Source organism: Sphingomonas sp. 320_CC (assembly GCF_059691795.1).
In genome coordinates, this window is the sequence record NZ_JCAWAE010000001.1 from 1,050,137 (window position 1) to 1,072,123 (window position 21,987).

The 21,987-nt window shown below is 65.7% G+C and carries 20 protein-coding genes; 9 read left to right on the forward strand and 11 right to left on the reverse strand.

All coding sequences use genetic code 11. From position 1 onward, the window contains the following. Nucleotides 1–98 precede the first annotated feature (98 nt). The 5 genes from AC59GX_RS04845 to AC59GX_RS04865 form a co-directional block, all read right to left on the reverse strand. Nucleotides 99–1,463 carry a sensor histidine kinase gene (locus tag AC59GX_RS04845; protein ID WP_426280880.1) on the reverse strand — a complete coding sequence of 455 codons (1,365 nt, stop codon included), beginning with the start codon at nucleotides 1,461–1,463 and terminating at the stop codon, nucleotides 99–101. A gap of 24 nt (nucleotides 1,464–1,487) precedes the next feature. Continuing rightward, the gene (locus tag AC59GX_RS04850) at nucleotides 1,488–2,207 is read right to left on the reverse strand and encodes a response regulator (RefSeq protein WP_497301345.1); all 720 of its coding nucleotides are present in this window, start codon (nucleotides 2,205–2,207) and stop codon (nucleotides 1,488–1,490) included. Nucleotides 2,208–2,274: 67 nt separating this feature from the next. Next, entirely contained in the window at nucleotides 2,275–2,787 is a 513-nt protein-coding gene (locus AC59GX_RS04855; RefSeq protein ID WP_426280879.1) for an EF-hand domain-containing protein, read from the reverse strand. 126 nt (nucleotides 2,788–2,913) lie between these two features. Beyond that, entirely contained in the window at nucleotides 2,914–3,690 is a 777-nt protein-coding gene (locus AC59GX_RS04860) for a thioesterase family protein (RefSeq protein ID WP_426280878.1), read from the reverse strand. Further along, nucleotides 3,687–5,264: a class I adenylate-forming enzyme family protein gene (locus AC59GX_RS04865; protein WP_426280876.1), complete on the reverse strand. Its 1,578-nt coding sequence runs from the start codon at nucleotides 5,262–5,264 to the stop codon at nucleotides 3,687–3,689. Before AC59GX_RS04865 ends, AC59GX_RS04860 begins: the two co-directional genes overlap by 4 nt. A 74-nt stretch (nucleotides 5,265–5,338) precedes the next feature. Between AC59GX_RS04865 and AC59GX_RS04870 the strand changes: the two genes are divergently transcribed. The 3 genes from AC59GX_RS04870 to AC59GX_RS04880 all read left to right on the forward strand — a co-directional run bounded on the left by AC59GX_RS04870 (nucleotide 5,339) and on the right by AC59GX_RS04880 (nucleotide 8,752). After that, nucleotides 5,339–5,953, forward strand: a complete 615-nt coding sequence (locus AC59GX_RS04870) for a glutathione S-transferase family protein (protein ID WP_426280875.1) — start codon at nucleotides 5,339–5,341, stop codon at nucleotides 5,951–5,953. A 93-nt stretch (nucleotides 5,954–6,046) separates the two neighbouring features. Further along, nucleotides 6,047–6,778, forward strand: a complete 732-nt coding sequence (locus AC59GX_RS04875) for a hypothetical protein (RefSeq protein WP_426280874.1) — start codon at nucleotides 6,047–6,049, stop codon at nucleotides 6,776–6,778. Nucleotides 6,779–7,450: 672 nt separating this feature from the next. Then, nucleotides 7,451–8,752 carry a spinster family MFS transporter gene (locus AC59GX_RS04880; RefSeq protein ID WP_426280872.1) on the forward strand — a complete coding sequence of 434 codons (1,302 nt, stop codon included), beginning with the start codon at nucleotides 7,451–7,453 and terminating at the stop codon, nucleotides 8,750–8,752. An 84-nt stretch (nucleotides 8,753–8,836) separates the two neighbouring features. Here AC59GX_RS04880 and AC59GX_RS04885 read toward each other — a convergent pair whose 3' ends face one another. Continuing rightward, on the reverse strand, nucleotides 8,837–9,121 hold the full coding sequence (locus AC59GX_RS04885) for a hypothetical protein (protein WP_426280871.1): 285 nt from the start codon (nucleotides 9,119–9,121) through the stop codon (nucleotides 8,837–8,839). 212 nt (nucleotides 9,122–9,333) lie between these two features. Further along, the gene (locus tag AC59GX_RS04890; RefSeq protein WP_426280869.1) at nucleotides 9,334–10,578 is read right to left on the reverse strand and encodes a TetR/AcrR family transcriptional regulator; all 1,245 of its coding nucleotides are present in this window, start codon (nucleotides 10,576–10,578) and stop codon (nucleotides 9,334–9,336) included. A 156-nt stretch (nucleotides 10,579–10,734) separates the two neighbouring features. Here AC59GX_RS04890 and AC59GX_RS04895 point away from each other — a divergent pair, with 156 nt between their 5' ends. From AC59GX_RS04895 to AC59GX_RS04920, 6 genes are all read left to right on the forward strand, one after another. Beyond that, nucleotides 10,735–12,018, forward strand: coding sequence for an acyl-CoA dehydrogenase family protein (locus tag AC59GX_RS04895; protein ID WP_426280867.1), 1,284 nt, complete (start codon nucleotides 10,735–10,737; stop codon nucleotides 12,016–12,018). 129 nt (nucleotides 12,019–12,147) lie between these two features. Continuing rightward, nucleotides 12,148–13,230, forward strand: coding sequence for a Zn-dependent alcohol dehydrogenase (locus AC59GX_RS04900; RefSeq protein ID WP_426280865.1), 1,083 nt, complete (start codon nucleotides 12,148–12,150; stop codon nucleotides 13,228–13,230). A 17-nt stretch (nucleotides 13,231–13,247) separates the two neighbouring features. After that, the gene (locus tag AC59GX_RS04905; protein ID WP_426281107.1) at nucleotides 13,248–14,291 is read left to right on the forward strand and encodes a phosphotransferase family protein; all 1,044 of its coding nucleotides are present in this window, start codon (nucleotides 13,248–13,250) and stop codon (nucleotides 14,289–14,291) included. Between the two features lie 119 nt (nucleotides 14,292–14,410). Beyond that, entirely contained in the window at nucleotides 14,411–15,175 is a 765-nt protein-coding gene (locus AC59GX_RS04910) for an SDR family oxidoreductase (protein ID WP_497301130.1), read from the forward strand. 13 nt (nucleotides 15,176–15,188) lie between these two features. Then, a complete protein-coding gene (locus AC59GX_RS04915) occupies nucleotides 15,189–15,986 on the forward strand; it encodes an SDR family NAD(P)-dependent oxidoreductase (protein ID WP_426280862.1) in 798 nt (265 codons plus the stop codon). A gap of 101 nt (nucleotides 15,987–16,087) precedes the next feature. Further along, a complete protein-coding gene (locus tag AC59GX_RS04920; RefSeq protein ID WP_107952266.1) occupies nucleotides 16,088–16,702 on the forward strand; it encodes a superoxide dismutase in 615 nt (204 codons plus the stop codon). Nucleotides 16,703–16,820: 118 nt separating this feature from the next. On the opposite strand, the gene AC59GX_RS04925 is transcribed toward AC59GX_RS04920, so the two are convergent. From AC59GX_RS04925 to AC59GX_RS04940, 4 genes are all read right to left on the reverse strand, one after another. Then, nucleotides 16,821–17,438 (reverse strand): septation protein A, encoded by a 618-nt coding sequence (locus AC59GX_RS04925; RefSeq protein WP_426280860.1) that lies wholly within the window; start codon nucleotides 17,436–17,438, stop codon nucleotides 16,821–16,823. A gap of 182 nt (nucleotides 17,439–17,620) precedes the next feature. Next, entirely contained in the window at nucleotides 17,621–18,556 is a 936-nt protein-coding gene (ftsY, locus tag AC59GX_RS04930; protein ID WP_426280859.1) for a signal recognition particle-docking protein FtsY, read from the reverse strand. Continuing rightward, entirely contained in the window at nucleotides 18,553–19,800 is a 1,248-nt protein-coding gene (gene mtaB, locus AC59GX_RS04935) for a tRNA (N(6)-L-threonylcarbamoyladenosine(37)-C(2))-methylthiotransferase MtaB (RefSeq protein ID WP_426280857.1), read from the reverse strand. Before mtaB ends, ftsY begins: the two co-directional genes overlap by 4 nt. 294 nt (nucleotides 19,801–20,094) lie before the next feature. After that, nucleotides 20,095–21,720 carry a putative bifunctional diguanylate cyclase/phosphodiesterase gene (locus tag AC59GX_RS04940; protein WP_497301133.1) on the reverse strand — a complete coding sequence of 542 codons (1,626 nt, stop codon included), beginning with the start codon at nucleotides 21,718–21,720 and terminating at the stop codon, nucleotides 20,095–20,097. Nucleotides 21,721–21,987: the final 267 nt, after the last annotated feature.

The window sequence follows — 21,987 nt, forward strand, 5'->3', positions numbered from 1 at the left end:
GGGGAGAGGGCTGGGGTGAGGGGCTGCTCTAGGCGCACCGCTGCTTGGCTGCCCCTCACCCCGACCCTCTCCCCGGAGGGGAGAGGGAGTAGAAGGAGTTAGCGTGGTAGTTCGATGATCGCGTCGAGGCCGCCGCCAGCCTGGTCTGACGGGGCGCGGTTCACCAGGCGAATCTCTCCACCGGCCTCGCGCACGATCGCGCGGGCCAGCGCCAGCCCCAGCCCGATTCCCCCCGTCTCCCGGTTGCGCGAGCTCTCAAGCCGCGTGAAGGCGTCGAACACGTCGCCCATCCGGTCCTCGGGAATGCCCGGGCCTTGATCGGCCACCACGATGGCGACGGACCGCGCTCCAGCCTCAACCCGCACCTCCGCCGAGACGCCATACTTCACCGCATTCTCGATCAGGTTGCGCACCGCGCGGCGCATCAGCGACGGCCGCAATCGCATCCGCAAGCGGTCCGCCTCGACGAAGCTCACCTCGCTGCCGATGTCGCGAAAATCCTCGACCACTGCATCGACCAGCGCCGCCAGATCGACATCGGTCGGCGGTTCGCTCGGCCGTCCCAGCCGCGCCAGCGACAGGATGTCGTCGAGCGTCCGGTTCATTTCCGCCACCGTATCGATCATCTTCGCGCGATCGGTGTCGTCCTCGACAGACTCGATCCGCACCCGCAGCGCGGCGAGTGGCGTGCGCAGATCATGCCCGATCGCGCCGAGCATGCGGTCCTTTTCGTCGAGCATGCCCGTCACACGAAGCCTGAGCGCGTTGAACGCGGTGATCAGTGCGGCGACGTCGTCGGGCCCTTCCGCCGGCATCGGCGCGCCGGGTTCGCCGGGTCGGAACCGCTCCGCCGCGACGCGCAGGTCGCGTAGCGGTCGCGACAGTCGGCGGACGATCCACAGCACCGGCAACAGGACGATGATGTAGAGGATCGCGGTCTGGCTCAGCAACGCGAACAGCAGACGCGCGCCGGGTTGCGGCCACGGCGCGGTGATCGTCAGCCAGCCGCGGCCGGGTTGTTCGACCGCGATCAACAGCGTGGCGCCATCGCGCTCGCCGCGGCGGATCCCCGCACGGCGGCGATTGTCGCGGTCGCTGTCGTCGTCGAGCGTCGAGGGCTGGAGCCCGGTATCGATCCGCCCGACCGTCACGCCCTGATCCGCGAGCTGGCGGCGAAGTTCGGCGGCGACCTCGGGATGGCGCTCGTCTCCGATCCGTCGGATCGGATCGGCGGGAAGACGGCGGACGCGGCCGCGATCCGCGGTCAGGGGACGCCCGCCATGCGCCTCGCGGTCGAGCGCATCGGCGATCCGGGTCGCGACCGGGCGGGTCGCCTGCGAAAGGCGAAACTCGATCCGATCGCGCAGGACCAGACCGAAGTTGATCGCCTGCGCGACGAACAGCGCGAGCGCGATCAGCAACGCCATCTGCCCGGCCAGATTGCGCGGCCACGGGCGGGTCATGAGCGTAGGATCACGGGCGCGCGATCACAGGCGGGTCACTTCGGCGGCCAGCGTATAGCCGCCGCCCCAGACCGTCTTGATTAACTCGGGCGTCTTGGCATCGGTCTCGATCTTGCGTCGCAACCGGCTGACCTGATTGTCGACCGCGCGATCGAACGCGGCCGCCTCACGCCCCTGAGTCAGGTCGAGCAACTGGTCGCGGGTCAGCACCTGGCGCGGTCGCGTGACGAGTGCGAGCAGCAGGTTGTACTCGCCGGTCGACAGCGGCACCGAGACGCCCTCGCGATCGATTAGAGCGCGCTCGCCCGATTTCAGGACCCAGCCGGCGAACCCGTAGGAACTGCTCTGTGGCGCATGCTGGCGCGATCCGCCCGCGGTCGCGCGCCGCAGCACAACCTTCACGCGCGTCGCCAGTTCGCGCGGCGAAAACGGCTTCACGACGTAATCGTCCGCGCCCATTTCCAGTCCGACGATCCGGTCCGTCTCCTCCGCGCGCGCGGTCAGCAGGATCACCGGTACGTCGCTGGTCGCGGCGATGTGGCGGCACAGCGACAGCCCGTCCTCGCCCGGCATCATGATGTCGAGGATGACGAGATCGATCGCATACGCCGTCAGCCTAGTCCGCGCTGCCTCAGCATCGCCCGCCTGCGTGACACGAAACCCCTGCTTGGTGAGGTACACGGCCAGCGGCTCGCGGATCGAGCGCTCGTCGTCGACGAGCAGCAGGTGCGGCATATCCCCCATCGGGGCAGTGTCTAGCATAGCGGCTGTCCAGGGGAAGCACCGACGCCCGATGCTTCCCCTCATCCAATTATTGAGCAGGTGCAGGTGCGGGCGGGGTCACGCCGTCGCGGCGTTCGCGCCGGTCGACGTGGCGCATCTCGGCGGCGTTGGCGCGCTCGGTCGCGTCGATCGTGCCGTCGTGATTGGCGTCCATCCGGTCGAACCGCTTGAGCGCGCGCGCCTCGAATTCGTCGCGCGTCACGCTGCCGTCGCCGTTCGGGTCCATCCGGCGCCCCATGCCGTCATGCTTGCGACCGCCCGGCGGCGGCACGGGGACGTCGCGACCGCTGGCGACCATCCGGTCGTGCAGCGCTTCGCGATAGGCGCGCATCTCGCCGCCGGTCACGCGGCCGTCATGATCGGTATCCATCTGTGCGAAGCGGGCGTCGGCCTGCGCGATCGCTTCCGCGCGCGTGGCGAGGCCGTCGTGGTTCGCATCCTGACGCATCGGTAGGCGCGGTGTCGCGGGGGCGGTTTGCGCGCCGGCGGCGGACGTGATCGCGCTGGCGGCGAGCATCAAGGTGAGGACGGTCTTGCGCATGTCGGTCTCCGGCGGAGTGGGACGAATTCCCATCGAATGACCGTCGTTCTAAACCCCGGTTGTCGCAGGGTTTTGCCGCCCCTTCACCAATGTGTCGCAAGATATGTCAGGCGCGTGCTAGTCGGACTAGGCGAAGATCGCGACGTTCTGCATCTGTTCGGCGACCGGCGTGCCGTCCGCGTTCCAGATCGCCATCTGCTGGCTGGAACTGCCCTCGCGCACGTAATCGGTGGTCGCGCGGAGCAGCCACCAGCCCTCGCGTGTCACCGGCTGGGGACCCAGGATATTGAGCAGCCACGTCATCGAACTGAGCGGGGCAGGGCCACCGAGCAGTTTCAGCGCGGACGGCGGCAGGCAATCTGCCACCGCGACGAGCTCGACCATCGGATCGAGCCCGTCACGCTCGGCCAGCCGCACCCACCGCAGCCACTCCGCCGGCCCGACGCCGTCATCCCGCCGATCGAGCAGGTCGAAGTTCCGCGAGAACGCGACCGCACTCGTGCCGCGAAACGTCCGCGTATCCGGGCCTGGCATCGGGAAGTCGGGCGCGCTGCCGGTCTGGTGATCCACGCGCGAGGCGACCGCCCCCATGAACACGAACGTGGCGCGTAGCCCGAGCCCGGCCTCGCTCTCGACATCCGCCTGGACGAACGCGGCGTTGCGCCCGCGCCGCAACCGGGTCGCGCGGATGACGATGTCACCGGAGAGGGGCCCGATGAAGGATACCTGCGCGGATCGCAGCGGCGGCAGATCGACGTCCGATTTCTGCGCGGCATGCAGCGCGAGTGCGGCGGAGAAGCCCCCATAAGCGGTGCGGCCCTGCAACCAGTTCTCGGGCACCGTCCCGCGCCAGCCGCCCTCGATCGGCTCCAGTGCGTCGATCGCCTGTTTCAGACTGGTCATGCGGCGGCCGCTCCCAGCCTGTCGCGAAGTTCGCGCTTGAGCACCTTGCCGATCGCGCTGCGAGGTAGCTCGTCGGCGACATGGAGCGCGGACAGGCGTTGCGTCTTGCCGAGCTGGCCGTTCACCCAAGCGAGGATCGCGGGGGCATCCTCGATTACGCCATCCCGTCGCACGTAGAAGCCTACCGGCGTCTCACCCCATGCCTCGGATGACACGCCGATCACGGCGCAGTCCGCGACCGCAGGGTGCTGGGCGAGCACCGCCTCCAGATCCGAAGGATAGATATTGAATCCGCCCGAGATGATAAGGTCCTTCTTCCGGTCCATCAGCGTGAGGAAACCGTCCGCGTCGAACCGCCCGACGTCGCCGTGGCGAATGTAGCGGTTGCCGTCGGCGTCATGCCATTCGGCGTCGCGCGTCGCCTCCGATCGGCCGTGATAGCCGTTCATCATCGCCGGGCTGCGACCGACGACTTCGCCCATCTCGCCAGGCGCGACCTCGACGCCGTCATCGTCGATCAGCCGGATCTCGTGGCCCGGCATCGGCTGGCCGACGGTGTGCAGCTTGGTCGGGTTGGCGGTTGCGTTGAGCGCGCAACTCGCACCGCCCTCGGTCATGCCGTAGAATTCGACGAGCACCCCCGGCCAGCGTGCGACGACATCGGCCTTCAGTGCTGCCGAGAAGGGCGCGCTGGTGCTGGTCTTGAAGCGGAATGCCGACAGGTCGAAGTCGTCGAAGTCGGGCAGCGCCATGATCCGCTGATACTGCACCGGAACCAGCATTGTATGCGTCGCATGGTAGCGCTGGGCGAGTTCAAGATACGCGCGCGCCTCGAACTTCCCCATCAGCACGACGGTGCCGCCCCAGCCGAGCGTCGGCAGGAAGCTCACCAGCGTGGTGTTCGAATAGAGCGGCGTCGCGATCATTGTCACGGCGGTGTCGAACCCTGCGGCAGTGTTGCGCGCGATATGCGCCCAGCGCATGGCGTGGCTCTGGACGATGCCTTTCGGCATGCCGGTCGTACCGGACGAGTAGATGATATTGAACGGGTCTTCGGGAGCGATTGTGACGGGGTTTGGCTTGGTCTCTGGAGGAGTGAGCCACGCATCAAAAGATTGTTCTCCCGCGAAGGCGGGAGCCCAGCCTGGGCTCCCGCCTTCGCGGGAGAACACGACAGCGTGAGCCGACAGTGGTTGCCCGTTCAAAGCCCGAGCATTCTCCGCATCGAGGAAGACGACCGGCGCGCCACTATCCGCAATCATCGCCGTGATCGCCGCTGGCGTAGCGGACGGCGCGATCGGTGTCGCGACGCACCCCGTGCGTACCGCACCAAGGAATATCGCCGCATACTCGGTCGTCGGCGCGGCAACGATCGCCACCGCCGTACCCGCCGCAACCCCGTCGCGCTGCAACGCCGCCGCTATCCGGTCCATCATCGCGTCGAGCGTTCTATAGTCGATGCTACCCTGCGCATCGGAAACGGCGACACGATCTCCCCGTTCCAGCGCGTGCGCACGGATCAAATCGGGGAGGGTGGCGAAGCCCGTGGCGAGCATGTCTGCGGCGGTCGTCATGCGACGCATCGCTAGGCGAACGCGTCCGGCAATGCCATACGGTATATTCGAAAACAGATGCCGAGGAGACGCTCTTGCTGTTCTACGATAGCGCACTGCCCGCGCCCAACCCGCGCCGCGTCCGCATCTTCCTCGCCGAAAAGCATGTCCGCGTGCCCATGGCACAAATCTCGATTCCCAAGGCTGAGCACAAGGCCGAGCCGTTCCTGGCGGTCAATCCGCTCGGCCAGACGCCTGCGCTGACGTTCGACGACGGCCGCGTGCTGACCGAGAGCGTCGCGATCTGTCGCTACTTCGAGATTCTCCATCCCGACCCGCCAATGTTCGGCCACGGCGCGCACAACATTGCGGAGATCGACATGTGGACACGGCGGATCGAACTGCGGCTGATGACGCCGTTGTCGATGGTCTGGCTGCATACGCATCCCTGGACCGCACGGATCGTCCAGCCGCAATATACCGAGTTCGGTGAAAGCCAGCGCCCGCGCGTTCTCGCCGCAATGGCGGAGTTCGACCGCGCGCTCGCCGGTCGCGACTGGCTCGATGGCGAGCGCTACACGATCGCCGATATCGTCCTGCTCACGACGATCGACTTCGCCAAGTTCGTCGGCATCGCGATACCCGACGATCTCGAACATCTGAGGGCATGGCATGCCCGTGCTTCCGCCCGACCGAGTGCCCAAGCGTAACCGGCGCAGTTAACCAACTCGTTTCACACGATAGAAGTCCTTCCTCTGCTATCTCCGGCGCGGGACAGGCCGTGCCCGCAGGGGAGAAATTGAGTGCACAAGCTGATCGTCTTTGCGGCATTGTGCACGCTACCCACCGCCATAGCCGCGCAGGATGCGCCGACGGATGCGCCGACGGATGCGGCGATCGTCGTGCCGGCGCATACCGAGATGGTATTGCGTCTGGACGAGGAGATCGCGTCGGATCGCGCACGAGTCGGACAACCCGTCGCGGTATCCGTTGCGCGGGACGTGATCGTCGATGGCGCGGTGTTGATCCCGCGCGGGGCCCCCGGCGTTGGTGCGGTGACCTTCAGGACCGGCAAGGGCGCGTTCGGCAAATCCGGCAAGCTCGATATCGAACTGCGCTCGGTCGAAGTTGCTGGTCGCAGCGTGCCCGTCGTTGGTCGCTATCACGCCGCCGGAGATGGCCGGACCGGCGAGACGATCGGCACCATCATCGTCGGCGGCGTCGTCGCGGGGGCGTTCGTCACTGGGCACAACGCCGTGTTCGAGGAAGGGCGCCAGTTCACCGCGTTCACCGGCGAGGCGACCCGTATCGCGCGCCCGGCGATACGCATGGCCCGGTACACGCCACCGGCAATGTCCTTTACCCGAGGCCCGGCCTTAGTGTCGCCATCCTCCGCGACCGTGGCCTATAGTCCACCGACCGCGATGGCCATTCCACCAGCCTACGTAGCCGATGGCAGTCTCGCCCAAAAATTGGCTGCCGCCCAACCCGTCCGCGGTGGCGATCCGCGGCTGGGATGGACGATCAGCGACTAACGTCCGGCCTGCACCGCCGTCTGCCCGAGCAGCGGATTCTTCGCTTCGTCGGCGCTGGGCTTGATGCTGTCGTCGATTGCCTTGCCATCTCGTACGCGGCGATCGCCGCCGGCCGAGCCGCAATCGCCGCAATCGCCGCGATCGTGAGGTCGGGCCCGGCTTCTTCTAGAAGCAGTGGGATCTCGCCGCGTTTGGCGGGGGCCGATTAAATAAGTCAGTCTTCGGAATGCTCCAGCGATCGTGTTGCGTGGGTGGCGAGGCAGGGGCGGTGGCGGGCAAGCTGGACGCCACGAGGGATTCCATTCCTAGCGGGAGCGATAAGGAAAATACGCTTTGCAACGTCGCGAATCTATGCGAGGGGAGCCGCATACCCGGTATTCAGATTGCCCGGACGCTCCGCTCCACTGGTGACGCGGAGACGAGCCCGGCCACGACGTTGGAGAGGGGATAAGGCGGAAGAGCGACCCAAACGAGGACGCATCTTCCGCCGTCCTTCTCACGAAACACCGGTAACGCCTTCAAACCCATAAGACATTGCTTCGTAGCGGTAATGTCGCTCGTCATACACATGCCGTTGGCTCGTCGCAGGTCGGCCAGGAATGCAGCTTTAGCTTGTCTGGTACGCCTCAATTGACCTAGCCTAAGGCCTGTTTAGATTTTGAGGTATTGCCGATGGCCGCAGCGTATCAGTCCCATCCCGAGATCGCCGACGCATTGGCGATGAAGCGACGGGGCCTGACGCTCGCGCTGCTCACCTTCACCTATTTCTTCAGTTACATGGACCGCCAGATCCTCGCGATTCTGCTCGAGCGGATCAAGGCGGACCTGCTGCTGACCGATACGCAGCTCGGGCTGCTGTCCGGACTCGTGTTCGCGATCTTCTATGCGACGTTGGGCATTCCGGTCGCACGGCTGGCTGATCGGACCAGCCGCCGTAACATCATTGCCGCCAGCCTCACGATCTGGAGCGCGATGACCGCGTTGTGCGGGCTTGCGCAGAACTTCACGCAGCTGATGCTGTTCCGGATCGGCGTCGGCATCGGCGAGGCGGGGTCAAGTCCGCCCAGCCATTCGATCATCGCCGACCTGTACCCGCCCGAGAAGCGCGCGAGTGCGATGGCGGTGTATTCGCTCGGCGTGGTGCTCGGTGCAGGGTTCGGTACGCTGATAGGCGGGGTCGTCGCGCACAGCTATGGCTGGCGGATCGCGATGATGACCGTCGGACTGCCGGGGATCGTCCTAGCCGTTCTCGTCCGTCTGTTCATGGTCGAACCTCGCCGCGGCCTTTCCGATGCGGCGCGCGCGGTGGCGATGCCGATGCCGAGCGTGGCGCAAGGGTTCGCGTCGATGTGGGCGAGTGCCCCGGCGCGTCATCTGGTGGTCGGCGTCACGCTGACGTCGATGATTGGCTACGCGCTGACCGGCTGGGGACCTAGCTACATTCAGCGCTCTCTCGGCATCTCGATGCTCGACATTTCGCGCTACATTGCGTTGCCCGGCGCACTGTTCGGGGCAATCTCCGCGTTGGCGGGCGGCAAGATCGCGGACGTGCTCGCCAAGCGTCACGGGCTCCACGTCCAGGCCTGGGTGGTTCTGGTGATGAAGGGCTTGTCGCTCCCGTTCGCGCTCGCCTTCTACCTGATCGACGCGCCGGTAGTCGCGATCGGCAGCTATTTCGTCTCGCTGATCTTCGCCAATTCGTATCTCGGGCCAAGCTTTGCACTGATCCAGCATCTCGCGCCGCTGCAGATTCGCGCGATGTGGGCGGCGATCACGTTGCTGGTGATCAACCTCGTCGGGTTGGGGCTCGGGCCGACGTTGGTCGGCTGGCTCAGTGATCTGTTGAAGCCCGGATTCGGAGAGGATTCATTACGTTATGCGCTGATTATCATCGTGTTGATGACGCCGTGGGCGTTGTTCCACTACTGGCGCGCCGGGGTCCTGCTCAAGCGTGCCGAGGACGCTGCGAGGTAACTGTCCCTTCCCTCGTCATCCTGACGAAAGTCAGGACCCAGGGTCACAAGGGACGGCGTTTGTAACTCTGGGTCCTGACGTCCGTCAGGATGACGGAGGGCGGCGGTTGCGTCGGGTGGACCGACCCTGCTCCAACATCCACGCCAGCGTCGTTTCGCGGTCGTCGAACACCGCCATGTCGTCGCGCACCGATGCGATCCGCTTGACCTGCAGCCGCGCGAGCTTGCCGTCGGTATACAGCGCCACCTTGCGCGATTTCAGCCGCATCGACACAGCGACGCGTTGCAGCATCGCGATCACCTCTTGCGGCTGGATCGCGGACTTGGAGAAATTGCAGAGCAGCATGTGGCGCTTGCCCGTCGCCAGCATGCGCAGTCCCTAGCGCTCCAGGTCACGCAGGAAATCCTCGACACGCGCGATCGTCCAGAACCCGCACGCGTCGACCTTGATGATTCCCGTCGCCAGATCGGTCGTGATGGTGTGCATGCCGCCTCCGTAGAGGCTTAGGATCGACGGTCGGCGGTTAACGCGGCGTGATCAAACCGTTCCTGCTGCATCCCGCACGGATCTGGGGAGCGCGCTTAGGCCTTCGCGATCCGATCGTCGAACAAGCCGTACATCAGCGTCGAGGCGTACATCGCGATCGCCCGTTCGCGCGGCATCGTCGAGGCCCATTTCCGCATGTCGAACGCCGCGTTCTGTAGCGCCATCAACGCTTGCGCCGCGATCAGCGCATCGACCGCGCGAATCGAGCCTTCGCCGATCCCGTCCATCATCATGCCGGCATAGCGTCGCGCGATGCCGTTCGAGCGATCGACCATCGCGTTGCGCACGCCGACCGGCAGGCCGCTCAGCGCGGTGGTGCGCAGCAACGGCCCGCGTTCGGCGAACTGCACGTCGAGCAAGGTCGCGACGGTACTCGACAGCTTGTGCCAGTAGCTGCCGCCCTCCGCCTCGCCGCGGCTCTGCGCATCGGCGATCGTGTCGAAGCTGCGGCGGTAGCACGCGATGACGAGATCGTCCTTCGCATCGAGATGGTGGTAGAAACTGCCCTTGGTCACGTTCAGCTCGGACGCGATCTTCTGCACCGACGCACCGCGATAGCCGAGTTCGTTGATCAGGCGCGTCGCGGCGAGCAGGAACGCCTCGCGGCCCGGCTCTGCCTCGTCATGGCTTAGGTCGAGCAGGGTAGGGGACCATTTGGCGTTCTTGCCCGCTATGCCGTGCGCGAACACGTCCATCAGCCGTTCCTCGACCCGGCCGTACTGATCGGGCTCGTAGCGCGTGAGCCAGATCGGCAGCCAGAACGTGTTTTCCAGAAGCACGTGCGCGCGTGCGCCGTTGAGATCGGTCTGCGCGCGCGACGAAGTCGGCCCCCACAACAGCCGCGTGCGACGGAACACTTCGCGCCAGCCCGCCATCAGGCGGCCGCGCATCGGCTCTTCGGTTGCGCGCAGATCGGAAAGGACGGCAAACGCCTTCTCCTCGCCGCGCTGGATCCGCCCGAGCCGGTCCATGTTGAGCGCGAGATAGCGCCGAACGCGTTCCTCCGGCGTCGCTTCTTCCGCCGCGACGTCGAGCATCGCGATCAGCGATTCGAGCGTGTTCTCGAACGCCGCCGCCGCGAGGTCTTCCTTGCGCTTGAAATAATAGGTAACGCTCGTCGTGTTGAGCCCGACGCGCCGCGCGACGTCCGCGAACGTCATGCCCTTGGCACTCTGTTCGTTGATCGCTTCTGCCGCCGCGGCGAGGATCGCGTCACGCTTCGCACGGAAGCGCTTGGTCCCCTGTTCGCTCTCGTCGCTGGCCTCTGCCGGAACCTTCATCGAAACACCCTAACAGCTTCGATTTGAAGATACAGTGCTTTTTAGGCGCTTTCAGGGCGGACTTGAAAACATGCTTTCCAGGCCCCTCCACACGCTTTACCGAATGTGCGGTATGGTCTACCTCGCCTTCAAAGCGATGACGATTGGAGAGCCCGCATGGATTTCAGCTTTAGCGAACGAGAGACGTATTTCCGGGATCGGGTCCGGGATTTCATCGACCAGAATATTCGCCCGCGACAGGCCGATTACGACCAGCAGGCGCATGAAGGCGAGCGCTGGAAGGTGATTCCGGTGATCGAGGAGATGAAGGAGAAGGCCAAGGCTGCCGGGCTCTGGAATTTCTTCATGCCGCCGCATTCGGGCCAGAGGCACGTCGACGATTCGTTCGAATTCGAAGGCACGCAGCTCACCAATCTCGAATATGCGTTATGTGCGGAAGAGATGGGCAAGATCGGCTGGGCGAGCGAGTGCTTCAACTGTTCGGCGCCCGATACCGGCAACATGGAGGTGTTTCACCGCTATGGCACGCGCGACCAGAAGGAGGCCTATCTCGGCCCGCTAATGCGCGGCGAAATCCGCTCGGCGTTCCTGATGACCGAGCCCGCGGTGGCGTCGTCGGACGCGACCAACATCGAGACGTCGATGGTGCGCGACGGCGATCACTACGTCATCAACGGCACCAAATGGTGGTCGAGCGGCGTCGGCGATCCGCGCTGCAAGATCGCGATCGTGATGGGTAAGACGTCGTTCGAGGGTTCGCGGCATCAGCAGCAGAGCCAGATCCTCGTGCCGATGGATACGCCCGGCGTGACGATCAAGCGCATGCTGTCGGTCTACGGCTATGATCACGCGCCGCACGGGCACGGCGAGGTGGTGCTCGAGAACGTCCGCGTGCCGGTCGAGAACGTGCTGCTCGGTGAGGGCCGCGGATTCGAGATCGCGCAGGGGCGGCTTGGGCCGGGTCGTATCCATCACTGCATGCGCACCATCGGCGTGGCCGAAACCGCGATCGAGGCGATGGCGCGGCGACTGCTCGACCGGGTCGCGTTCGGCAAGCGGATCGCGGACTTCTCGGTGTGGGAAGAGCGCATTGCGACCGCGCGCATCGACATCGAGATGACTCGTCTGCTGTGCCTCAAGGCGGCGGACATGATGGACAAGGCGGGCAACAAGTCCGCGCAGATCGAGATCTCGATGATCAAGGTCGCCGCGCCGAACATGGCGCTGCGGATACTCGACGACGCGATCCAGGCGCATGGCGGCGGCGGGGTGTCGGGCGATTTCCGGTTGGCGCACGACTGGGCGGCGATGCGGACGCTGCGGTTCGCGGACGGTCCGGACGAGGTCCACAATCGCTCGATCGCGCGCAACGAGTTCGGGAAATACGGCGACTTCCGCAAGGGCGGCGTGTCGAGTGGGGATGTCGGGGTGAGCCGGTAAACCCTCGTTCGTCCTTCTTTCTTCGTCATCCTGGGCTCGACCCAGGACCCAGAGCCACAAGGGCAGCGCTCTTGGCTCTGGGTCCTGACTTTCGTCAGGATGACGGTCTCGTTTCGGAGCGCCCTACCCATGAAAGCCGCAGTCCTTTTCGAAGCCAACACCCTGCTCAGCATCGAGGATGTAACCATCTCGAAGCCGACCGCGCACGAAGTCCTGATCCGCACGGTCGCGGTTGGCGTGTGCCGGTCCGACCTGCATTTTGTCGACGGCGCCTATCCGCACGCGATGCCGACGATTCCGGGGCATGAGGCTTGCGGTGTGGTCGAGGCGATCGGCGACGAAGTGCGCGGCGTGAAGGTCGGCGACCATGTCGTGACCTGTCTCTCGGCCTTCTGCGGTCAGTGCGAATTCTGCGTCACCGGCCGGATGTCGCTGTGTATCGACGCCAGCGTTCGCCGTCCCAAGGGTGCGGCCCCCCGCCTCATGCTCGGCGACCGACCGATCGCGCAGATGCTCAACCTCAGCGCCTATGCCGAGATGATGCTGGTCCACGAACACGCGTGCGTCGCGATCGACCGCGACATGCCGATGGACCGTGCGGCGCTGCTCGGCTGCGCGATTACCACCGGGGCAGGGGCGGTGTTCAATACCACCGACGTGACGCCGGGCGAGACGGTATGCGTGGTCGGCTGCGGCGGCATCGGCCTCGCGGCGGTCAACGCGGCCAAGATCGCCGGCGCTGGGAAGATCATCGCGCTCGATCCGGTCCCCGAGAAGCGCGCGATGGCGGAAAAACTCGGCGCGACGCACAGCATCGATGCGCTGTCCGACACCGCGGCGGACGAGGTCGTCGCGATCACCAAGGGCGGCGTGCACCACGCGATCGAGGCGGTCGGGCGTGCGCAATCGGCGGCGACCGCAGTCAAGGTCCTGCGTCGTGGCGGCACCGCGACGATCCTCGGGATGATGCCGCTCGGCGAGAAGGTCGGGCTATCGGCGATGGACCTGCTGTCGGGCAAGCGGTTGCAGGGCGGCTTCATGGGCTCGAACCGCTTCCCGGTCGACATCCCGCGGCTGGTCGATTTCTACATGCGCGGTTTGCTCGATCTCGACACGATCATCGCCGACCGGATGCCGCTGGAGCGCATCAACGACGCGTTCGACGAACTCCGCCGCGGCGACACGACACGCAGCGTGATCACCTTCTCGTGAGCGATGCATCGACCAGCATGGTCGGCACGATCGAAGTCGGCGACAAGGACCGTCTCGACCTCGACACGCTCGGCACATGGATGACCGCCAACGTGCCCGGCTATGCCGGCCCGCTGACCTACGCGAAGTTCGCCGGCGGCCAGTCGAACCCGACCTACCGCCTCGACACGCCGGATCGCGCCTACGTGCTGCGCCGGAAACCGTTCGGCCCGATCCTGCCGAGCGCACACGCCGTCGACCGCGAATACCGCGTCATCGCGGGTCTCCATCCCACCGGCTTCCCGGTGCCTCGGCCCTATGGTCTCTGCGAGGACGCGGCGGTCATCGGTTCGGCCTTCTACGTCATGGAGATGGTCGAAGGGCGGACGATCTGGGACGGCGCGATGCCCGGCGCGACCCCGCCCGAGCGCACTGCGCATTACGAAGCGATGGTCGACACGCTCGCCGCGCTCCACAACACCGATTACGCGGCGGCCGGGCTCGGCGAATACGGCAAGCCCGGCAATTACTTCGAACGCCAGGTCGGCCGCTGGACCAAGCAATATCGCGCTGCCGAGACCGAGCATATGGACTCGGTCGAACGCCTGATCGAATGGCTGCCGCGTACGCTGCCCGAGCAGACGCGCACCTCGATTGTCCACGGCGACTACCGCATCGACAACATGGTCTTCGCGCCGTCCGAGCCGAGGGTTATCGCGGTGCTCGACTGGGAGTTGTCGACGCTCGGCGACCCGCTGGCGGACTTCTCGTATCTGTTGATGAGTTGGGTGACCGAACCCGAGGGGCGCTCGGGCGTACTCGGGATGACCGGGCCGGAGACGGGCATTCCGACGATCGAGCAGGTTGTAGACCGCTATTGCGCCGCCACTGGCCGTGACGGCGTGCCTGATCTGAACTGGTATTTCGCCTACAACCTCTTCCGGCTGACCGGCATCGTCCAGGGCATCAAGAAGCGCATCATCGACGGCACTGCTTCTAGCGCTCAGGCGGAGAAGACGGTCGCGAAGATCCACGGGTTGGCGGATGCTGCCTGGGGGTTCGCGGTGAGGGCGGGGGCCTGATTCCCCTCCCGCTTGCGGGAGGGGTTAGGGGAGGGGCTGACCTTCCCCGGCATGAAACGTTGCGGAAAGATCGGGCCCTCCCCCGACCCCTCCCGCAAGCGGAAGGGGAGCAGAAGACAATGTCGCCATTCGACCTGACCGGCATGGTCGCCATCGTCACGGGATCGTCTCGCGGCATCGGCTTGGCGTCCGCACGCGAACTGGCGGAACACGGCGCGAAGATCGTGATCTCCAGTCGCAAGCAGGACGCTTGCGACACCGTCGCGGCAGAACTCAACGCCACATACGGCGACGGCACCGCGATCGCCATCGCCGCCAACATCTCCGACAAGGCCGGCCTCCAGCACCTCGTCGACCAAACGCGAGCCAAGTTCGGCCGGATCGACATCCTCGTCTGCAACGCCGCCTCGAACCCCTATTACGGCCCCCAAGCCGGCATCGCCGACGACCAGTTCCGCAAGATTCTCGACAACAACATCGTTTCCAACCACTGGCTGATCCAGATGGTCGCGCCCGAGATGCTGGAGCGGCGCAGCGGCAGCATAATCATCATCTCGTCGATCGGCGGGCTGCGCGGTTCACCGGTGATCGGCGCCTACTGCATCAGTAAGGCCGCCGACATGCAGCTCGCGCGCAACCTCGCCGTCGAGTTCGGTCCGTCCAACGTCCGCGTGAACTGTATCGCGCCGGGCTTGATCAAGACCGATTTCGCCCGCGCCTTGTGGGAAAACCCGCAGCGGATCGAGGCAGCAAGCACCAGCGTGCCCCTCCGCCGGATCGGCGAACCCGAGGAGATCGCCGGGGCAGTCGTCTTCCTGGCGTCGTCGGCAAGCAATTTCATGACCGGCCAGACGATGGTCATCGACGGCGGCGTCACGATCTAAGGGAGAAACTCGCATGCGTTTCGAGAACAAGTCGATCATCGTCACCGGCGCAGGCTCGGGCATCGGCCGGGCCGCCGCGCTCCTGTTCGCGAGCGAAGGGGGCAGGGTCGTCGTCGCCGACAAGACCGAGGGCGCGGACGAAACCGCGCACCTGATCACGCAAGCCGGCGGTACAGCCAAGGCGATCCGCATCGACGCCGGGCTCGAAGACGACGTGATCCGCACGATCGCGCTCGCCTGCGACAGCTTCGGCGGGCTCGACGTGATGTTCGCCAACGCGGGGATCTCGGGCGGCATGGCGAACCTGTTCGACACCGACGTCGCGCTGATCACCGAGGTATTGCGCGTCAACCTGATTGGCCCCTTCCTCGCGATCAAGCATGCCGCGCCGCGCATCGCCGAGCGAGGGAAGGGCGCGATCGTCCTCACCGCCAGCGTCGCCGGCATCCGCTCCGGCGCCGGCTCGCCCGCATACTCTGCGTCAAAGGCCGGCGTCATCAACCTCGCCGCGGTATCCGCGCAACAACTCACCGGCTCGAACGTCCGCGTCAACGCGATCTGCCCCGGCCTGACCGAAACCGGCATGACGAAGCCCGTGTTCGATTACGCACGTGAGGCGAACAAGATGGACCGCGTCGGTCGCCTCAACCCGCTCCACCGTGGCGCGCAGCCCGAGGAGCTCGCCAAGGTCGCACTGTTCCTCGCCTCCGACGACGCGAGTTACGTCAACGGCCAGGCCATCGCGGTCGATGGCGGTCTTTCGTCGAGCCACCCGGTGACACGGCAGGAATACGGCAGGACCGCCGCCTGATCCTGCGTCGGAACACGCCGGGTACGCTTGCGTAACGACTTCACGGGGAGCATTTGGAGCCCGCGGGCGTTGAGCGTCCGACCCCATAAAGGAGAACCCCCATGGCTTTCGAACTCCCACCGCTGCCATACGCCTATGACGCGCTCGAGCCGGTGATCGACCAGGAAACGATGAAGTTTCATCACGACAAGCATCACGCGGCGTACACCGCGAAGCTGAACGAAGGCGTCGAGAAGGACTCTGCGCTGGCGGGCAAGTCGATCGAGGACATCCTCGGCATGATCTCGTCGCAGCCGCCGCTGGTCCGCAACAATGGCGGTGGTTTCTGGAACCACGACTTCTTCTGGAAGACGATGGCGGCCAAGAACGGCCAAGCACCGTCGGGCAAGCTCGCCGAGGCGATCGATCGCGACTTCGGCAGCCTCGACAAGCTGAAGGAAGAGTTCAATACCAAGGGTGCGGGGCAGTTCGGCTCGGGCTGGGCGTGGCTGATCGCGGATGCGAGCGGCAAGCTGAAGGTGACGAGCACGCCGAACCAGGACAACCCGCTGATGGACGACGCCAAGGAGCCCGGCACGCCGTTGCTCGGTAACGACGTTTGGGAGCACGCGTACTACCTGACGTACAAGAACGATCGTCCGGGCTATCTGAAGGCCTGGTGGGACATCGTGAACTGGGACGTCGTCGGCGAGCGCTACGCGAAGGTTGCGGGCTGACCTGAATTCCCCTCCCGCTTGCGGGAGGGGCTAGGTGAGGGCGCGACGTACGTACCGGCGTCCGGTTCGTTTGGTCAGGCCCTCCCCCGACCCCTCCCGTGAACGGGAGGGGAGTAGGTCACCCTTCGGGCGGCAGGTCGGTCACGGCTTTGTCGCCCGTTTGCAATCCGTGCTTCAGCAGCATCGGAATGTTTGCGAACGCGAAGAGCAACGTCAGCGGGATCGCACCCCAGAGCTTGAAGCCGACCCAGAAGTCCCAGGTCGTGTTGCGCCACACCGCCTCGTTCAGCACCGCCATGAACACGAAGAACACCGCCCAGTTGCGCGTCAGCTTGCGCCAGCCATCCGCGGACAGACCGGGGTAAGCGGTGGCGAGCAGCGACTGGAGCAGCGGGCGCCCGGTGACGAGCCCGAACGTCAGGATCGCCGCGAACATCGCGTAGATGATCGTCGGCTTCATCTGGATGAAGCGCTGGTCGTGGAAATAGATCGTCAGCCCGCCGAACACGACGATCAGCGCACCCGACAGCCACAGCATCGGCGAGATGTGGCCGGTCTTGACCTTCGACACGATCATCGCGGCGATCGTGGCGATGATGAACGCGGTGGTCGCGGCGACGACGCGGACGATCGGCAGGCCGGGGGTGAGGAAGTTCACCGCGAAGAAGACTGCGAGCGGGCCGTAGTCGACCGCCATGCGGAGGCCGGGGGATAGGGGGGGCTTGGTTGGGGTCACTGGGTTTTCGCTTCCTGGGGGCGGGTGCGTGCGGGCATGTACCTCGATACAGGCTCTCGACAAGCTCGATCCTTACTCGGCACGAACGGAGTGGTTCGGGAGGGCGTTTATCAGCTCATGCCGTTCGTCCCGAGTAGCCGTCGAGCTTGTCGAGATGGCGTATCGAAGGACAGTTCCGAGTGTTACTTCCGAACGCTTTCCACGCCCGCGATGACCCGGCTCACCTCGTTCGCATCGAAGGGGCGGAGGTCGGTCATCCCCTCGCCGATCCCGATCGCATGGATCGGCAGGCCGTATTTCTCTGCCGCCGCCACGAGAACGCCGCCGCGCGCGGTACCGTCGAGCTTGGTCATCACGAGGCCAGTGACGCCGGCGACTTCCTTGAAGACCTCGATCTGCTGGAGCGCGTTCTGGCCGGTCGTCGCGTCGAGTACCAGGACGATGTCGTGCGGACTCTCCGGGTTGATCCGCCCGAGCACGCGGCGGATCTTGGCCAGCTCGTCCATTAGCTCACGCTTGTTCTGCAGTCGGCCGGCGGTGTCGACGATCAGCACGTCGATGCCGGTCTCGGTCGCCTTCTTGACTGCGTCCCACACCACGCCCGCCGCGTCGCCGCCCTCGGGGCCGGTCACGATGGGTACGCCGACCCGCTCGGCCCAGGTGCGAAGTTGGCCGATCGCGGCGGCGCGGAAGGTGTCGCCGGCGGCGAGCATCACGCCGTAATCCTGCTCCATCAACAAATGCGCGAGCTTTGCGATGGTGGTGGTCTTGCCCGAGCCGTTCACGCCGATGACGAGAATGACCTGAGGGCGCGGGAAGGCGTCGATCTCGATCGGCTTGGCGACCGTGGCGAGCACCTTCTCGACTTCCTCCGCGACGATCACGCGGATGCCGAGCTCCTCCATGTTGCGCTCGAAGCTGCCTTCGGACAGGCGGCGACGGATGCGGCCGGCGGTCTCTGGGCCGAGATCGGAGGCGATCAGCGCCTCCTCGATGTCGTCGAGCGTCGAATCGTCGAGCCGCGCGCCGCCGAGACCGGCGAGGTTGCCGACGAGGCGGTCGGAGGTGCGCTTGAAGCCGCCGATCAGCTTGTCGTGCCAGGTGGGGGTGGTGCTCATGTTGGTTCTCGTGTTGCGCTGAGGCGGTCGGACGTGGCGCCGGTGATCGTGATGCGGACGATGTCGCCGGGTATGGCGGGCTCGTCCAGCAGGACTTCTGCGAAATTGCCGATATGGCCGCGGTCGCCGGGGCGTTCGACGAGCAGGTCCTGCGATGTTCCCACCAGCGTTTGCAGCCAGTTCGCTCGCGATGTTTCGCCGGCCTCGCGCAGGAGGGCGGCGCGCTGGCGGCGGACTTCGGGTTCGATCTGCGGCATCCGCGCGGCGGGGGTGCCGGCGCGGGGCGAATAGGGGAAGATGTGCGGGTGGACGATGTGGCAGTCGTCGATCAGCGCGCGCGTGTTGGCGAACATCGCCGCGTCCTCGGTCGGGAAGCCGGCGATCAGGTCCGCGCCGATCGCGATGTCGAGGCGGGCGGTTTTGAGGCGATCGACCAGCGCGACGCTTTCGGCGCGTGAATGGCGGCGCTTCATGCGCTTGAGGATCATGTCGTCGCCGGCCTGCAATGACAGGTGGACGTGCGGCATTATTCGCTGCTCCGTCGTCAGCAGCGCGAAGAGGCGGTCGTCGATCTCGATGCCGTCCAGCGAGGAGAGACGCAGGCGTTCGAGCGCGGGCACGTGATGCAGGATGCGTTCGACGAGGTGACCAAGCGTGGGCGCGCCCGGGAGGTCGGGACCGTAGCTGGTGAGGTCGACGCCGGTGAGGACGATCTCGCGGTGGCCTGCGTCGACGAGGCCGGCGATCCGGTCGACGACCGCGCCCGCGGGGACCGAGCGGCTGGGGCCGCGGCCGAAAGGGATCGCGCAGAAGGTGCAGCGGTGGTCGCAGCCGTTCTGGACCTCGACGAAGGCGCGGGCGTGCGCGGAGAAGCTGGCGGCCAGGTGGGGTGCGGTCTCGCGGACCTGCATGATGTCGGAGACCACCACTGCGTCATCAGCCTTCCAAGCTGAATACGTCAGCTTGTCTGCATTGCCGATAACGCGATCCACTTCGGGCATGGCCGCAAAGCTCGCGGGGTCGATCTGAGCAGCGCAGCCGGTGACGACGATCTGCGCGTCCGGCCGATCGCGTTTGGCCCGGCGGATCGCGACGCGCGTAGCCTTCACCGCGGCGTTGGTGACGGCGCAGCTGTTGACGACGACCATGTCCCGCCCCGCGACGAGCGCGCGGATGGTCTCGCTTTCGGCGATGTTGAGGCGGCAGCCGAGGCTGATGACCTCTGGCTGCGGGGCAGATGGCATGCGGCGCGATTTAGGAGGGGCGGGGGGGGAAGTCCACGGTTTGCTCGTGGGGGGGCGGCCGACATCGTGTTCTCCTGCGAACGCAGGAGCCTAGGGTACCGGACGGAGCGCTGCTTGGTCCTGGGCTCCTGCGTTCGCAGGAGAACAGATCGGGGAGCGACCATTTACCTATTCCACCCCGGCGGAGGCCGGGGCCCAATTGGGAAACGATCATTGGGAAGGACGGTGCGTTGTAACTGCAACCTTCCCAACTGGGCCCCGGCCTTCGCCGGGGTGGTGTTTTGTGAATGGGCCTTAGCCCGCCAAACGTGGCGCAATGCCGCGCGGCGGTGGCACGCTCCGGTCGGGGCGCTGGGCCAGCAAGCGTTTCTCCGCCAGCAAGCGCCGGACCTGCGCCGCACCCATTGGTCGCCCGTACAGATACCCCTGGCCCTTGGCGCATCCCATGCCGCGCAACCGCTCCTCGATCGCCGCGTCCTCGATCCCTTCCGCGGTCGTCGGCAGGTTGAGACTGTCCCCCAGCCGCACGATCGTGTTCACGATCGCCATGCTCTCCGGATTATCGAGGATCGACGAGACGAAACTTCTGTCGATCTTGATCCGGTCGAACGGCAACGCCCTCAGATGCGCCAAGCTCGAATAGCCGGTGCCGAAGTCGTCGAGTGCGAGGCGGATGCCCTGGTTTTTCAGGCTGCCGACGATCGATTGCGCGAGTGGCAGGTTGTCGAACAGCGCGCTCTCGGTGATCTCGATCTCGAGCCGGCTGGCGGGGAAGCCCGTCTCGACCAACGTCTTGATGATCTTCTGTGCTAGCCACGCATCGCGCAACTGCAGCGGCGAAACGTTGACCGACAAGGTGAGCCCGGCGTCCCAATCCTGCGCGGCGGCAAACGCCTGGCGCATGATCGATAGCGACAGGTCGCCAATCAGCCCGGTTTCCTCTGCGATCGGGATGAACACGTCGGGCGCGATCATGCCGCGCGTCGGATGTTCCCAGCGCGCCAGCACCTCGAAACCGGTGATGAGGCCGGTGGTCAGGTCGACCTGCTGCTCGAAATACGGAACGACCTCCTGCGCCGGGATCGCGCTGCGGAGACCTGCTTCGAGCTCGCCACGGAGTTGCAGCGATCGCTCCATCGAGGTGTCGAACCACGCATGGCGACTGCGCCCGGCAGTCTTGGCCGCGTGGAGCGCGATGTCGGCGTTGCGCAGCAAGGCGTCGACCGACGCGCAGTCGCGATCGGACCGGGCGATGCCGATCGAGACGCTGGTATGGATATCGACGCCGTTGGTGCGGAACGGCAAGGCGAGGCCAGCGACCATGCGCTCGGCGATCCGGTCGGCGACGTTCTCGTGCGCGGAGTCGAAGACGAATGCGCAGGCGAACTCATCTGCGCCCAGCCGAGCGAGCAGGCTGGTACCGGGCGCGATCGCTGCGATCGTTTCCGCGACATGAGCGAGCAACAGGTCGCCTACCGCATAGCCGTGCAGATCGTTGACGCTCTTGAAGTGATCGATGTCGATCGTCAGCATGGCCATAGCCTTGCCGCGGCGGCGGGTACTGGCGAACAGTGCCGCGCCGTCTTCAGACAAGCTGCGGCGATTGAGGAAGCCGGTGAGCGGATCGCGCTGCGCCAGCGCGTGGGCGTGGCGGCCGGCGTCGGACAGGGTGTTCAGCTCTTCCGATAGGGCCCGGTATCGGAACCAGCCGAACAGGATCAGCGCCGCATTCAACAACAGCGCAGCGACCAAGCCGTGATTGATCACCGCATCGCTGCCGTGCCAATGTGCTAGCGCCTTGACGACAGCGGTGCCGGCGGTGCCGACGAACAGAAGGAGCGCGGCGCCCGTGACGGCGCCGGTCATGAATTCCCGACTGATGTTGCGGAGCGAAAATGTCGCCGCCGACTTTACGGTCATGGGGTTGGCCTGTTCGGTCTCTTGCTTGGGTGGCGGTGTGGCATGCGACACGTGTAGGATATGTTAAGAAGCCGTATAGGCGGGACGGGGCGAGCCACGGGCGCGATTGACTGCGGGCATTCGTCATGCCGGAACAAGTCCGGGGTGAAGGAGGAATTAGGGCAAGCCGGCACCGGTCTTGCACTTCCACCCGGTTTCCAGTAGTGGACCAGCCACGTTCCGTTACGGGGCGCATTGGACGAGCATCCAAGGATGCACGCTGGCCGG